A 13,533-nucleotide genomic window follows, 5' to 3' on the forward strand; every position below is an offset into this window, starting at 1 on the left:
ACCGGCGAACACCGCCGACGCGTCCCCCCCCCCGTCATCCAGCAGGAGGTCAGCATGTCCGTCTTCGACGAGACCACGACGCACGAGAGCACGACGAACGCCATGGTCGCGGCCGAGCCGACGCCCGAGGAAGCGGCCGAGCTCGAGCAGATGTACGCCATGATGCGGGACGAGAACATGATCCCGCTGTGGACCCAGATCGACGAGCTGATGCCGATGACACCGAGTCCGGCCGCCGTCCCGCACGTGTGGCGCTGGAACACCCTGCTGCCGCTCGCCGCCCGCGCCGGGGACCTGGTTCCGGTCGGCCGCGGTGGCGAGCGGCGCGCGATCGCCCTGGCCAACCCGGGTCTGAACGGCCTGCCGTACGCGACGCCCACCCTCTGGGCCGCGATCCAGTACCTGGGTGGTCACGAGGTGGCTCCCGAGCACCGGCACTCCCAGAACGCCTTCCGCTTCGTCGTCGAGGGCGAGGGCGTGTGGACCGTCGTCAACGGCGACCCGGTGCGGATGTCCCGGGGTGACTTCCTGCTCACCCCGGGCTGGAACTTCCACGGTCACCACAACGAGACGGACCAGCCGATGGCGTGGATCGACGGTCTGGACATCCCGTTCGTGCACGGCATGGACGCCGGCTTCTTCGAGTTCGGCACCGAACGCGTGACCGACGAAGCCACCCCGGACATCTCCCGGTCCGAACGGCTCTGGTGCCACCCGGGGCTGCGCCCGCTCTCGGGTCTGCAGAACACCACCAACTCCCCCATCGGTGCCTACCGGTGGGAGTACACCGATCGTGCCCTGACCGAGCAGCTCGCCCTCGAGGACGAGGGGTACCCGGCCACCGTGGGTCAGGGCCACGCCGCGGTCCGTTTCACCAACCCGACCACCGGCGGCGACGTCATGCCCACGATCCGCGCCGAGTTCCACCGCCTGCGCGCGGGCGTGCAGACCCGCACCGTCCGCCAGGTCGGCTCGTCGGTCTACCAGATCTTCGAGGGCGTCGGCTCCTTCGTGCTCGACGGCACCACCCACCGGGTGGAGAAGGGCGACATGGTCGTCGTCCCGTCCTGGGCCGCCTGGTCCATCGAGGCCGAGACCGACTTCGACCTCTTCACGTTCGGCGATGCGCCCATCTACGAGCGCCTCGCCTTCAATCGCACCTACATCGAGGGAGAGACCAAGTGAGGCTTGCCACCCTGCGCACGACATCCGGAGCGACCGCCGGGCGGACCGTCGCCGTCAGTACTGTTGCCGTTCGGCAGGACGGGGACGCGTTCGTCGAGATCGACGGGTACGCCGACCTCGGGCAGCTGTTCGCCCGGCCCGACTGGCGCGGGATCGCCGCCGCCGCCGAGGGTGCGAAGCACCCGATCGACGGCGCCGATCTGGCCCCCGTCGTCCCGAACCCGTCCAAGGTGCTGTGCGTCGGCCTGAACTACGCCTCGCACATCACGGAGATGGGCCGGGATCTGCCCGAGTACCCGACGCTGTTCGCGAAGTTCGCCGAGACGCTCACCGGCCCCTACGACGACGTCGAGCTGCCCGAGGCCGACCCGGCCATCGACTGGGAAGCCGAGCTGACCGTCGTCATCGGCAGGACCGCGCGCCGGGTGTCCGAAGCAGAAGCCGGCCAGTACATCGCGGGCTACACCGTGGCGAACGACATCTCGATGCGGACCTACCAGTTCCGCACCAAGGAGTGGCTGCAGGGCAAGATGTGGGAGGCCTCCACCCCGGTCGGCCCCGTCGTCGTCACCCCGGACGAACTGGCGAAGGACGCGGCGATCACCACCGAGATCGACGGGCAGCAGATGCAGGTCGGCTCGATCGGCGACCTGGTGCACGGGCCCGAGTTCCTCGTCTCCTACATCTCACAGATCATCACGCTCAATCCGGGCGACCTCATCCTCACCGGCACGACCGGTGGCGTGGGCCGCGCCCGCACACCCGAGGTGTACATCACCGACGGTCAGACCGTGAAGACGCGGATCGAGGGCATCGGCGAGCTGGTCAACGTGGCCCGCGCGCAGGTGCCCGCCGCGCTGGGGGTCTGAGCGTGGTCGCCCGCCACGACCTGGTCACGGACGAGAAGGTCCGCGGCGAGTTGCTGACCGCCCGCCGGGGCACGGCATTCTTCGCCCGGAAACTCGGGGAGCTCTCGTACGCGGACATGGACGAGCCGTCCCTGCTGCCCGGCTGGAGCCGCCGGCACCTGATCGCCCACGTGGGATACAACGCGCGGGCGATCTCCCGGTTGGTGGAGTGGGCGGCGAGCGGGGTGGAGACCCCGATGTACCCGGACACGGCGTACCGCAACCGGGAGATCGAGTTCGGCGCCACGCTGCAGCCGATCGCCCTGCTGAACCTGTTCGACCACTCCGCGGTGCACCTGTCCGTGGAGTGGCGCGACCTGCCCGACGAGAAGTGGGTCGCCGAGGTGCGCACCGCGCAGGGCCGCACCGTCCCGGCCTCGGAGACGGTGTGGATGCGCACCCGCGAGGTGTGGCTGCATGCCATCGATCTGGACAACGGCGCCCGGTTCACCGACGTCCCGGTCGAGGTGCTGCGCCGGTTGTTGCCGGAGATCGCCGGTGCCTGGGCCAAGCGCGGTGAGGCGTTCACGCCGACGGTGACGGACGGGTCGGATGCAGGCGCCGACGCGGGCTCAGCCGGAGCGGGGTCAGCCGGATCGGGGTCAGCCGACGGTGGTCGGGTCGGCGTCATCGACGATCCCGCCGGGGTCGAGGTCCGCGGTTCCCTCGCGGACCTGGTCCGCTGGGCCTCCGGTCGGGTGCCGGCCGGGGAGGAGTCGGGTGTGACACTCGCCGACGGCTCGCCCGCCGCCGCCGCACCACGCTGGCTCTGAGGGTCTCACCCGTCGTCGAGGACGTGTTCACGCAGGAAGATGTCGGTCTCGACCATCATCGCCGGGGTGATCACGTGCCCGACGTCGGAGAACTCGCGCCGGGTGAGGGCCGTGTTCGCGGTCAGCCACTCCTGCGTGTCCTGCACGGCGCCCGGGTGGATCATGTGGTCGGCCGTGCCCCGCTGCCACAGGTACGGCACCCGGACCGGCAGCGGTTCGGTCACCGCGAGCAGCTCGACGTCGGGGACGAAGCCGCCGATCCCGGTCACGCAGCGAAACCCGTCCGGGCGCAGCCGCAGCAGCATGGTGGCCATCGCCATGCCCTGGGAGAAGCCGAACAGGCTGACACTGCGGAACGGACCCGTGGCCAGCACGCCGTCCAACCAGGCGAGAACCCCGGACGCGGCCGCGATCACCGTTCCCTGTTCGGTGCGCAGGCCCGGGTCGAGCAGGTACCAGCCGACGTCGTCACCGACGTCCAGGCTGCCCCGGGGAGCGGCGGCCGTGAACCCGGCCGGCAGCGTGGCGAAGAGGGACTCCATCCGCTCCTCGCCCGTGCCGTAGCCGTGCAGCATCACGAGCAGGTGCGTTCCGGCCCGCTCGCCCTCGGACCGGGAGAAGGCGCCCGGCATCGTCGGTCTCATGCAGCCAGTATCACCGGGCCGATGCGTCGGCGATCACCGGTCAGGGGATCAGCCGGTCGGCGCGGTAGCGGACGAACAGCTCGGCGAAGGCCTGCTCGGTGCGACGGTAGCCGGTGAACCCGGCGGCCCGGCTCTTGCCCATGTCGGTGACGACCTCGATGTCGCGGCCGAGGTCCGCGTCGGTATGCCACCACGAGGCGAGTCGGCTGATGTCAGGCTCGACGAGGCCATGCTTCTGTGCGATCCCCGGCCACGCCGCTTCATGCTCGGCCATCTGCTGCTCGAGTGGGCGGGGAGCGCCCTCGAAGCCGACGACCTGCTCCGGCGGGACCCCGAGGTGGGCGGCGAGTCGCGGCCACATCCACCGCCACCGGAACACGTCACCGTTGACGATGTTGAACGCCTCGTCGGCACCAGCCGGATCGGTCGCCGCCCAGACCATCTGCTCGGCGAGGACACCGGCGTCGGTCATGTCGGTCAGCCCGTTCCACTGGGTCGCGCTGCCGGGGAAGACGAACGGCAGGCCGAGTTCCTTCGCGAGCGTTGCCTGCACGGCGATCGTCAGACCCATGTTCATCGCATTACCCACCGCGTAGCCGATCACGGTGTGAGAGCGGTGCACCGACCAGGTGAAGCCCTGTCGCTCGGCCGCGGCGAACAGCTCGTCCTCCTGGGCGTAGTAGAAGTTCGGGGTCTCGTGTCGCGGCTCCTCCTCGTGGAAGGGGGTGTCCGGCATCCGGCCTTCGCCGTAGGCCTCGAACGGCCCGAGGTAGTGCTTGAGCCCGGTCACCAGCGCCACGTGCCGCAGCGGCGCGTGGGACAAGGCGGCGAGCAGATCGCACACCATGCCGCCGTTGACGGCGATGTTCTCGACCTCGGTCGGCATCCGCTGCCACGCCGTGAAGAACACGTGGGTGGGCCGCTCGTCCGCGAGCGCGGTACGCAGGCTCTCCGGGTCCCGCAGGTCGGCGGCGATGCCGCGGACACCGGCCGATGACGAGGCCCGGCGGGACAGCGCGAGAACCTCCCACCCGGCGTCCCGGAGTCGGTCGACGAGCGCGGACCCGGTGATGCCGCTCGCGCCGACGACGAGGGCAGTCCGCTGTGCGGGAGTGGTCGGCTCTGGGGTCTCGATCGTGTCCATCACATCTGGTACAGGCGACGGCGGGAGGTCGAAATTCCCGCGTGGCCGGCAATGACGGAGGTCATGGCGGTCACTCCGTCGTTCTGGGTCGGGCTCAACCGATCGCGGCGAACGCCTGCTCGAGGTCGGCCACCAGGTCGTCGGCGTCCTCCAGGCCTACGGACAGCCGCAGCAGATCCTCGGGGACGGCCAGCTCGGTGCCCTTGACCGAGGCGTGCGTCATCTCGGCGGGGTAGCAGATCAGGCTCTCCACCCCGCCGAGGGACTCGGCCAGGGCGAACAGCTCGGTGTGCCGGGCCAGCGCGAGCGCCGCCTCGGGGCCGCCGGCCAGCCGGATCGAGACCATGCCGCCGAACCGGGACATCTGCCGGGCCGCGAGCTCGTGGCCCGGGTGGTCCGGCAGGCCGGGGTAGAACACCCGCGAGACGGCCGGGTTGCCCGCCAGGGCGTCGGCAACCCGCTGCGCGTTGGTCGAGTGCCGTTCCATCCGCACATCCAGCGTCTTCAGCGACCGCGAGGTCAGCCACGCGTCCATCGGGGAGTTGATCGCGCCGACGGCAAACTGCAGGAACCCGATCTGCTCGGCGAGCTCGGCGTCGTCGGCGGTGATCAGGGCGCCCCCGACCACGTCCGAGTGCCCGCCGATGTACTTCGTGGTCGAGTGCACGACGACGTCGGCGCCGAGGCCGAGCGGCTGTTGCAGCGCGGGGGTGGCGAACGTGTTATCCGCGACGACGACGGCGCCGGCCTCGTGCCCGATCCGCGCGAGGGCGGCGATGTCGGAGATCGTCATCAACGGATTCGACGGCGTCTCGACCCACAGCATCCGCGTCCTCGGTCGGATCGCGGCGCGCACGGCGTCGAGATCGGCGACGTCCACGGTGGACAGCTCGATGCCCCAGGGCGCCCAGATCCGATTCATCAGCCGGTGGGAGCCGCCGTACACGTCGTTGCCCATCAACAGGTGGTCGCCGGGCTTGAGCACGGCGCGGACCAGGGCGTCCTCGGCGGCGAGACCGGAACCGAACGTGAACCCGCGGGCGCCGCCCTCGAGGCTGGCGAGCTGGGTCTGCAGCCCGTCGCGGCTGGGGTTGCCGGACCGCGAGTACTCGTAGCCCTCACGCAGCCCGCCGACGCCGTCCTGGACGAACGTGGACGTCATGAAGATCGGGGGGATCACCGCGCCGGTGCGCGAGTCGGGAACCTGGCCATCGTGGATGGCGCGGGTGGAGAAACCGGACACGTCATGCCTCCTTCGCGTAGAACGCCAACAGGTCGCTGCGGGTGATCACACCCACCGGCTTGGCCTCCTCGAGGACGAGCAGGGCGTCCGCGTCCCGCAGCCGCAGCTGCAGGGCGTCGATGTCCTCGTGGATGCCGATGTGGGGCAGGCCGGCGCCCTGGTGCCGGCTCACCGGGTCGGCGAGCCGGGCGGCGCCGGTGAACACGGCGTCGAGCAGGGACCTTTCGTCCAGCGATCCCGCTACCTCGCCGAGCATGACAGGCGGCTCGGTCGAGAGCACGGGCAGCTGGCTGACGCCGTACTCGTGCATGATCTCGATCGCGTCGTGCACCGTGTCGGACGGGTGTGCGTGCACCAGCGCCGGCAGGCCGCCGTCCTTCCCGGCCAGCACCTCGCGGACCGTCGTGTCGCCGTCCGGGCCCGCGAAACCGAGCGAACGCATCCACGCGTCCGAGTAGACCTTCTGCAGGTAGCCGCGGCCGGAATCCGGCAGCAGCACGACGACGACGGCGTCGGCCGGCAGGTCCTTCCCGGCCCGTAGCGCCGCCGCGACCGCCATGCCGGAGGAGCCGCCGACCAGCAGGCCCTCCTCCCGGGCGAGCCGCCGGGTCATGGCAAAGGACTCGGCGTCGTCGACGGCGATGACCTCGTCGACCAGACCCGGGTTGTAGGCGCCCGGCCACATGTCCTCGCCGACGCCCTCCACCAGATAGGGCCGACCGGTGCCTCCGGAGTAGACCGACCCCACGGGGTCGGCACCGATCACCCGCACGTTGCCGTCCGAGGCCTCCTTCAGGAACCGGGAGGTGCCGCTGATGGTCCCGCCGGTGCCGATGCCGGCCACGAAGTGGGTGACCGCCCCCTCGGTGTCCCGCCAGATCTCCGGTCCGGTGCTGGCGTAATGGGCGCCCGGGCCGTTCTGGTTGAAGAACTGGTTCGGCTTGTAGGCGCCGGGCGTCTCGGCGACGATCCGGTCGGAGACGCCGTAGTAGGAGTCGGGGCTGTCCGCCGGGACCGCGGTCGGGGTGACGACGACCTCGGCACCGTAGGCGCGCAGCGTCGCGCGCTTGTCCTCGGCGACCTTGTCCGGGCAGACGAAGATGCAGCGGTAGCCGCGCTGCTGGGCGACGAGCGCCAGCCCGACGCCGGTGTTGCCGCTGGTGGGTTCGACGATCGTGCCGCCGGGCTTGAGCTCGCCGGACTTCTCCGCCGCGTCGATCATCGCGGCGGCGATCCGGTCCTTGACCGAACCGCCGGGGTTGAAGAACTCGACCTTCGCCAGGACCGTGGCGGCGATGCCCTCGGTGACGCGGCTGAGTTTGACGAGCGGGGTATTGCCGATGGTGTCCAGCACGGACTCGGCGTAGCGCATGATGCCTCCTGACGTGACACTCCAGCGTACCGACCGGTCGGACGCACGTGGGAGTACCGACACCCGGCGTCATCCTCCGTTGCGGGCCGAGCGCCTCGGCCCTCGCAACCCTGGGGTCAGAGCGGCCCGTCAGGGTAGATGCTCCTGGTCTCCTTGCGCAGGCGGCGCCCGCTGCGACGCCGGGGCAGGCGGACACCGGGCAAGATCTTGACGATGGTCAGCACCGCGTACATGACGGTGTTGATGGCCACAAAGGTCGACAGCACCGCGAAGGCGTGGCCGTAGAGCACCGATTCGGGCAGCAGGATCCCCCGGGGGACGAAGGCAGCGGCGAGGGCGAGCGCGTTCACGGGCGGGCCGCCGGTGCCGGGGTCTCAGTGCGCGTCAGATGGCTCCAGGTGGCCCGGCGGCCCCGGGTGATGTCGAGGATGCCCTTGACGAAGACGACGTCGAGGAACAGGTCGAAGAACAGTTCGGGGAAGATCGTCAGGGCCAGCAGCCGAGCCCGCCAGCCGCCCTTCCACGCGGTGACCACGCGTTCGATCGCGAAGAGCACGCCCACGCCGAGCCAGAACGGGAACCAGATCCAGGTATCCATCGAGGCCAGCATGACGGCGATGAGCAGCAGGTAGGTGCTCAGACCGATCACGCTGTAGCCGATGCCGAGCTGCTGCGCCCAGTAACGAAAGGTCTGCGGCGTGACGCCGTAGGCACCGAGGTTCTCCAGCGCGCCGCGCTCCCACCGCAGCCGCTGCGCCCACAGGGTGTGCCATGTCGGCATCAACTCGGTCACTACGGTGCAGCCCGGCGGCGAGATCATCAGTCCGCCCAACGACTTGAGGGCGAGCGTCAGTTCGTTGTCCTCGGTCAGAGCCGCGGTGTCGTACACGTCGCCCGGCCGACCCGGGATCTGGGTGCCGCGGAGGGCGGCGATGGTGCGCAACGCCACCGGGCGGAAGATCGATGCCGTGCCGGTGAGCACGAAGACACGACCACGACGGCGAGCGATCTCGCGGCTGTAGCGCACGTACTCGTTGCGCTGGAACTGGCCGATCAGGCCGTGCCCCTCCTCGCCGTAGAACAGTCCCCCGACGGCCATCAGCGCCCGGTCCCCCTCGAAAGCCTTCTCCGCGGCGGCCAGAAATCCGTCGTCGAGCGTCGTGTCGGCGTCCATCACCATCACGACGTCGTTGTCCCTGTGATCCGGTAGCAGGGTGCGGAGCACCTGGTTGAGCGCTCCCCCCTTCTTCTCCGTGTTCCCGACGGTCTCGTACACCTCGGCTCCGCCCGCACGGGCAAGCTCCGCCGTGCGGTCGGTGCAGTTGTCGGCGACGACGACGATCCGGTCGGGCCGCCGGTCCTGTTCCCGCAGGGACGCGAGGGTGCCCGGCAACGTGACCTGCTCGTTGTGCGCAGGGATCAGCACGGTGATCGTCACCGGGCCGGCGAACACGCCGCGGGTGGCGTTCATGATGACGCGTGGGGCGAGGGGTCGGGATACCAGGTGCGGCGGGGACCGGCGGTACAGGGTGGCCACCCGACGCTCCACCAGGGCGATGCCAGCGCCCAGGAACAGGGCCAGCGCCCCCGCTATCGCGAGTACCCGCAGGTCCGGCAGGTTCGCGTCGTAGAAGACGCTCCACACCCCGGCGATGCTCAGCTGTACCGGCTCCCACAGGCGCGCGGGCACGTTCGCCGCCACCCCCCACCAGAGCAGTGCCGCCGCGAAACCGACCGCACCCAGGATGATGAGCCCCACGAATCGTTGAAACCAACGCCCTCCCACGTCAGCGATGATACCCGGGATCTGTGACTCAGGTCCGCAAGATGTGCGCCGTTTGTCCCGACCCTGGAATCATTGCGCGGGCGGCGGTTCCGCCGCCGCTTCATCCGATGCACCGTCAAATGCTCATGGCAGAGGGTGGCGGGATACACGCAGCGTGCGGATCAACCCCACAACGCGCGACGCAGCAGCGCCCGCAGCGTCGCCGCGTCGTCGTCGTCCAGGCCGGCCAGTTGCTCGCGTTCACACGCCCGGACGGCCGCCGCGGCCTGCGCGTGGATTCGCTCGCCGGCCGGGGTGGCGAGGACGATCTTCTGCCGCCGGTCGGTGCGACCCTGCTCCCGGACCACGAGGCCGCGCTGCTCGAGCCCGTCGACCAGCGCGACGATCTGGCTCGGGTCCAGGCTCAGGAACTCGGCGAGCTCCCGCTGCGTCGGCTCCAGCCCGCTGCAGGCCAGCCGCAGCACCGAGTAGGACCGCTCGCGCAGGTCGACGGCGGCCAGCGCCCGGTTGTTGAGGACGGATCCGGCGGCGTGCAGCTTCGCGAGCAGCAGACCGATGTCGTCGGCGATCGCTGCCTGCGCGAGCCGGGACGGCCTCGTCCCCACGGTGTCTCCGACGGTCACATGCCCTCCCGAGGAAATGAAGAAGATCAATCGTTGACATTTTCAATGATCCATATTCTCATGGAATGTGACAAGGGTCTCACCGCATCCCGGTGGACCGTGCACGCAGACGCACCGGAGGATCGCATGAGCCTGCAGGGCAAGACCGCCATCGTCACCGGCTCGGGCCAGGGCCTGGGCCTCGCCTATGCCGCCGAGCTCGCCCGCCAGGGCGCCAACGTCGTGATCAACGACGTGCATCAGGACGTGGCCGACGCAGCCGTCGCGACCATCACCGGTGCCGGTGGCAGCGCCGTCGCCGTCGTCGCCCCGGTCGGCAGCACCGAGACGGCGCGCCAGCTCGTGCGCACCGCCGTCGACACCTTCGGCGGCCTCGACATCCTCGTCACCAACGCCGGCGTGCTGCGCGACAAGTCAATCCTGAAAATGACCGACGAGGACTTCGACATCGTCATCGACGTGCACCTGCGCGGCACCTTTACCTGCGTCCGGGAGGCATACGCCTACTTCAAGGAGCACGCCGTGGGCGGCCGGATCATCACGATCGGCTCCCCGACCGGTCAGTACGGCAACTTCGGGCAGACCAACTACGCCGCAGCGAAGGCCGGCATCGTCGGCATGGTGCGCACCTGGGCCCTGGAGATGAAGAAGGCCGGCGTCACCGCCAACGCCATCATCCCCGTCGCCGCCACCGCCATGACCAAGACCGTGCCGTACTTCGCCGCCGCCGTCGAGGCCGACGAGCGCGGTGAGGCCATGCCGTCCTTCTTCCGCCACGACCTCGGCTTCGGTACCGCGGACGATGTGGCCGGACTGGTCGCGTACCTCGCCTCCGACGAGGCCGCGACCATCACCGGCCAGGCCATCGGTTCCGGTGGGGACCGACTGCAGATCTTCTCCCACCCGACGGCGGTCATCACCGAGTACCGGGAGGGCGGCTGGACGTACGACGCGCTGCGCGAACAGTTCCCCACGATCGCCGAGGGGAACCTCGCCACGGTCGGCGAGACGCTACCGCCACTGCCGCAGGACCTGAAGCCGACGCAGAACCTGAAGCAGACGGGGGGCGCCAAGTGAGCGCGCAGAGCACCGCGCCGGTCCGATACGAACTCGGCGTCGATCCGGACGCGGTGACCGCCATCGACATGCACGTGCACGTCGAGGTCGACGACCACGGACACGCGTCCCTACCGGCGGCGCTCACCGAGGCCTCCAGCGCGTACTTCAACGCCGAGGACCGCAGCCCCGACATCGACACCATCGCCGCCCGCTACCGCGAGTGGGGCATGGCCGCCGTCGTCTTCACCGTCGACGCCCGCACCGCCTTGAAGCACGAGCCGAACAGTGTGGAGGACCTCGTCGCCGGCGCCGCCCGGAACAACGACGTGCTGATCCCGTTCGGCAGCGTCGACCCACGCACCGGCGCGGAGGCGATCGCCCGCGCCGAATACCTGGCCGGCGAACTCGGCGTCCGTGGCTTCAAGTTCCATCCCAGTCTGCAGGGCTTCGACCCGTCGGACCCGCAGTTCCACGCCCTGTGGGCGGCGCTCGAGCGGATCGGTCTGCCGTGCATCTTCCACACCGGCCAGAACGGCATGGGCGCCGGCCTGCCGGGCGGGGGCGGCATCAAGCTGGCCTACTCGAACCCGCTGCTGCTCGACGCGGTCGCGGCGGACTTCCCGGCCCTGCCGGTGATCATGGCACACCCCTCGGTGCCGTGGCAGGAGGAGGCGAACTCGATCGCCACCCACAAGGCCAACGTGTACATCGACCTCTCCGGCTGGTCCCCGAAGTACTTCCCCGAGTCGCTCGTCAAGGCAGCCAACGGGATCCTGCAGGACAAGGTGCTGTTCGGAACGGACTACCCGCTGATCACACCGCAGAAGTGGCTCGGCGCGTTCGAACAGCAGTCCTTCTCCGACGAGGTACGCCCGAAGATCCTCAAGAACAACGCCGTGCGGCTGCTGGGGCTGACCTCCGGCAGGAGTGCCGCGGCCGGCGCGTGAGGAGGCGACGACCATGACGGAACGCCTCTACGCGGCGTGCGACCCGTACGACCACGAATCACTGCTGACCGACGCCGAGCGGGATGTCCTGTGGGGACTGCGGCGGGTCCTCGACGAGCAGGCGCACCCGCTGCTCGCCGAGTACTGGGACCGGGCGGAGTTCCCCACCCAGCTGATGGCCCCGCTGCACGAGTTGGACCTGATGGCACCGCACTCCCTGACCGCCAGCGGGGTGGAGCCGCGCGGCCTCTACCACGCGTTCCGCGTTTTCGAACTGGCCCGCACGGATGCTTCCCTGGCCACCTACTACACCGGTCAGGCAGGCCTCTTCCGCACCGCGGTCCGGGAGGGCGGCTCCCCCGAGCAGGTCGCCCGCTGGGACCGGGAGATCACCAGCTGGCGGATGCGCGGCGTCTTCGCGCTCACCGAGCCGGACCACGGGTCCGACGTCGCCGGCGGACTGACGACGACGGCGACCCGCACCGGAGACACCTGGGTACTCAACGGGGCCAAGCGCTGGATCGGCACCGCAACCTTCTCCGAGTACCTGGCCGTGTTCGCCCGCGACACTGCGGACCAGCAGGTCAAGGGCTTCCTCGTGCGCACCGACGCCCCGGGCGTACACCTGGACGTCATCGCCAACAAGGCCGCCCTGCGGATGGTGCAGAACGCCCACATCACCCTCACCGACGTGACCGTGGCCGAAGAGTTCCGGCTGCAGCGCTGCACCTCCTTCAAGGACGTCGCCCGGATGCTGCGCCGGATGCGGTCCGACGTCGCGTGGATCGCGGCCGGCGTGCAGGCGGGAGCCTACGAGGCGGCCCTGCGGTACACGACCGAGCGGACCCAGTTCGGCTGGCCCATCGCCGGCTTCCAACTGGTGCAGGAGAAGCTGGCGCGGATCCTGGGCAACATCACCGGATGCCTCGGCCTGCTCACCCGTCTGTCCGTGCAGCAGGACGCGGGCGTCTACCGCGACGAGGACTCGGCCCTGGCCAAGTCCTGGTGCGCCGCGCGGATGCGCGAGTCCGTGGCGCTGGCCCGGGAGGTCTGCGGCGGCAACGGCATCACGCTGGACACCGACGTCGCCCGGTTCTTCGCCGACGCGGAGGCCGTCTACTCCTACGAGGGCACCCACGAGATCAACTCCCTGATCGTCGGCCGGGCCATCACCGGGCTGAGCGCCTTCACCCACTGACCACCCGGCACCCTGACATCCCGACACCCTGGTTCGAGAGGACATCCCATGACGACGATGTACACGTTCGACGAGCTGCCGTCCCTGGTCGGCACCGCGGTTGGGCCCGGCCCCTGGCGCACCATCACCCAGGAACAGGTCAACACGTTCGCCGACGCCGCCGACGACCACCAGTGGATCCATGTCGACCCGGAGCGGGCGAAGGACGGCCCGTTCGGTGGCCCCATCGCCCACGGCTTCCTGACGCTCTCCCTGCTGATCCCGCTGTGGGGCGAGTTGATGGACGTGGCCGACGTGAAGACGAAGGTCAACTACGGCCTGAACCGCGTGCGCTTCACCGCCCCCGTCCCGGTCGGCGCCCGGATCCGGATGAGCTCGACCATCGCCGCCGTCGAGGAGGTCAAGGGCGACGGCGTGCAGCTGACCGTCGACCAGACGATCGAGGTCGAGGGCAGCGACCGTCCCGCGGTGGTCGCGACCTTCCTGGCCAGGTTCTACCGCTAGATGACCTATTCCAAGGGGTCGGGTACGGCGTGGCGACGTGCCATGAGATAGGGAGGGTGTCCAAGATCGGCGTTGCTACCCCATTCGTCGAACTGGGAGGTTCGTCATGGACGCCGATCTGGACACCCTCGTAACCGAACTGTATGT

14 protein-coding genes are annotated in these 13,533 nt (G+C 69.9%); 7 read left to right on the forward strand and 7 right to left on the reverse strand.

Annotated elements, in window-relative coordinates:
* Positions 1 to 54 precede the first annotated feature (54 nt).
* From BKD30_RS12260 to BKD30_RS12270, 3 genes are read left to right on the forward strand one after another with little or no spacing between them, the layout of a single operon-like run.
* On the forward strand, positions 55 to 1,185 hold the full coding sequence (locus tag BKD30_RS12260; protein WP_076704927.1) for a cupin domain-containing protein: 1,131 nt from the start codon (positions 55 to 57) through the stop codon (positions 1,183 to 1,185).
* Positions 1,182 to 2,054 carry a fumarylacetoacetate hydrolase family protein gene (locus tag BKD30_RS12265; RefSeq protein WP_076704929.1) on the forward strand — a complete coding sequence of 291 codons (873 nt, stop codon included), beginning with the start codon at positions 1,182 to 1,184 and terminating at the stop codon, positions 2,052 to 2,054. Before BKD30_RS12260 ends, BKD30_RS12265 begins: the two co-directional genes overlap by 4 nt.
* A gap of 2 nt (positions 2,055 to 2,056) precedes the next feature.
* A complete protein-coding gene (locus tag BKD30_RS12270) occupies positions 2,057 to 2,866 on the forward strand; it encodes a maleylpyruvate isomerase family mycothiol-dependent enzyme (protein ID WP_076704930.1) in 810 nt (269 codons plus the stop codon).
* A 5-nt stretch (positions 2,867 to 2,871) separates the two neighbouring features.
* Here the strand turns inward: BKD30_RS12270 and BKD30_RS12275 are convergent, their stop codons facing one another.
* From BKD30_RS12275 to BKD30_RS12305, 7 genes are all read right to left on the reverse strand, one after another.
* A complete protein-coding gene (locus tag BKD30_RS12275; protein ID WP_235861665.1) occupies positions 2,872 to 3,510 on the reverse strand; it encodes an alpha/beta hydrolase in 639 nt (212 codons plus the stop codon).
* Between the two features lie 40 nt (positions 3,511 to 3,550).
* Positions 3,551 to 4,654 carry an SDR family oxidoreductase gene (locus tag BKD30_RS12280; protein ID WP_076704934.1) on the reverse strand — a complete coding sequence of 368 codons (1,104 nt, stop codon included), beginning with the start codon at positions 4,652 to 4,654 and terminating at the stop codon, positions 3,551 to 3,553.
* A gap of 94 nt (positions 4,655 to 4,748) precedes the next feature.
* Positions 4,749 to 5,897, reverse strand: a complete 1,149-nt coding sequence (locus tag BKD30_RS12285) for a cystathionine gamma-synthase (protein WP_076704936.1) — start codon at positions 5,895 to 5,897, stop codon at positions 4,749 to 4,751.
* A gap of 1 nt (position 5,898) precedes the next feature.
* Positions 5,899 to 7,269: a cystathionine beta-synthase gene (locus BKD30_RS12290; protein ID WP_076704938.1), complete on the reverse strand. Its 1,371-nt coding sequence runs from the start codon at positions 7,267 to 7,269 to the stop codon at positions 5,899 to 5,901.
* Between the two features lie 116 nt (positions 7,270 to 7,385).
* Positions 7,386 to 7,619, reverse strand: coding sequence for a hypothetical protein (locus BKD30_RS12295; protein WP_083956425.1), 234 nt, complete (start codon positions 7,617 to 7,619; stop codon positions 7,386 to 7,388).
* Positions 7,616 to 9,028 (reverse strand): glycosyltransferase family 2 protein, encoded by a 1,413-nt coding sequence (locus BKD30_RS12300; RefSeq protein WP_235861667.1) that lies wholly within the window; start codon positions 9,026 to 9,028, stop codon positions 7,616 to 7,618. Before BKD30_RS12300 ends, BKD30_RS12295 begins: the two co-directional genes overlap by 4 nt.
* Positions 9,029 to 9,216: 188 nt before the next feature.
* Positions 9,217 to 9,678, reverse strand: coding sequence for a MarR family winged helix-turn-helix transcriptional regulator (locus BKD30_RS12305; RefSeq protein WP_235861669.1), 462 nt, complete (start codon positions 9,676 to 9,678; stop codon positions 9,217 to 9,219).
* Between the two features lie 126 nt (positions 9,679 to 9,804).
* On the opposite strand from BKD30_RS12305, the gene BKD30_RS12310 reads away from it, so the two are divergent.
* The 4 genes from BKD30_RS12310 to BKD30_RS12325 all read left to right on the forward strand — a co-directional run bounded on the left by BKD30_RS12310 (position 9,805) and on the right by BKD30_RS12325 (position 13,386).
* Positions 9,805 to 10,755, forward strand: coding sequence for an SDR family NAD(P)-dependent oxidoreductase (locus tag BKD30_RS12310; protein ID WP_076705015.1), 951 nt, complete (start codon positions 9,805 to 9,807; stop codon positions 10,753 to 10,755).
* Positions 10,756 to 10,823: 68 nt separating this feature from the next.
* On the forward strand, positions 10,824 to 11,684 hold the full coding sequence (locus tag BKD30_RS12315; protein WP_076705017.1) for an amidohydrolase family protein: 861 nt from the start codon (positions 10,824 to 10,826) through the stop codon (positions 11,682 to 11,684).
* 13 nt (positions 11,685 to 11,697) lie between these two features.
* A complete protein-coding gene (locus tag BKD30_RS12320; protein ID WP_076705019.1) occupies positions 11,698 to 12,882 on the forward strand; it encodes an acyl-CoA dehydrogenase family protein in 1,185 nt (394 codons plus the stop codon).
* Between the two features lie 48 nt (positions 12,883 to 12,930).
* A complete protein-coding gene (locus BKD30_RS12325) occupies positions 12,931 to 13,386 on the forward strand; it encodes a MaoC family dehydratase (RefSeq protein ID WP_076704941.1) in 456 nt (151 codons plus the stop codon).
* Positions 13,387 to 13,533: the final 147 nt, after the last annotated feature.

Origin of the sequence: Tersicoccus phoenicis, from assembly GCF_001968835.1 — a bacterium.
In the GTDB taxonomy this organism is placed as follows: domain Bacteria; phylum Actinomycetota; class Actinomycetes; order Actinomycetales; family Micrococcaceae; genus Tersicoccus; species Tersicoccus phoenicis.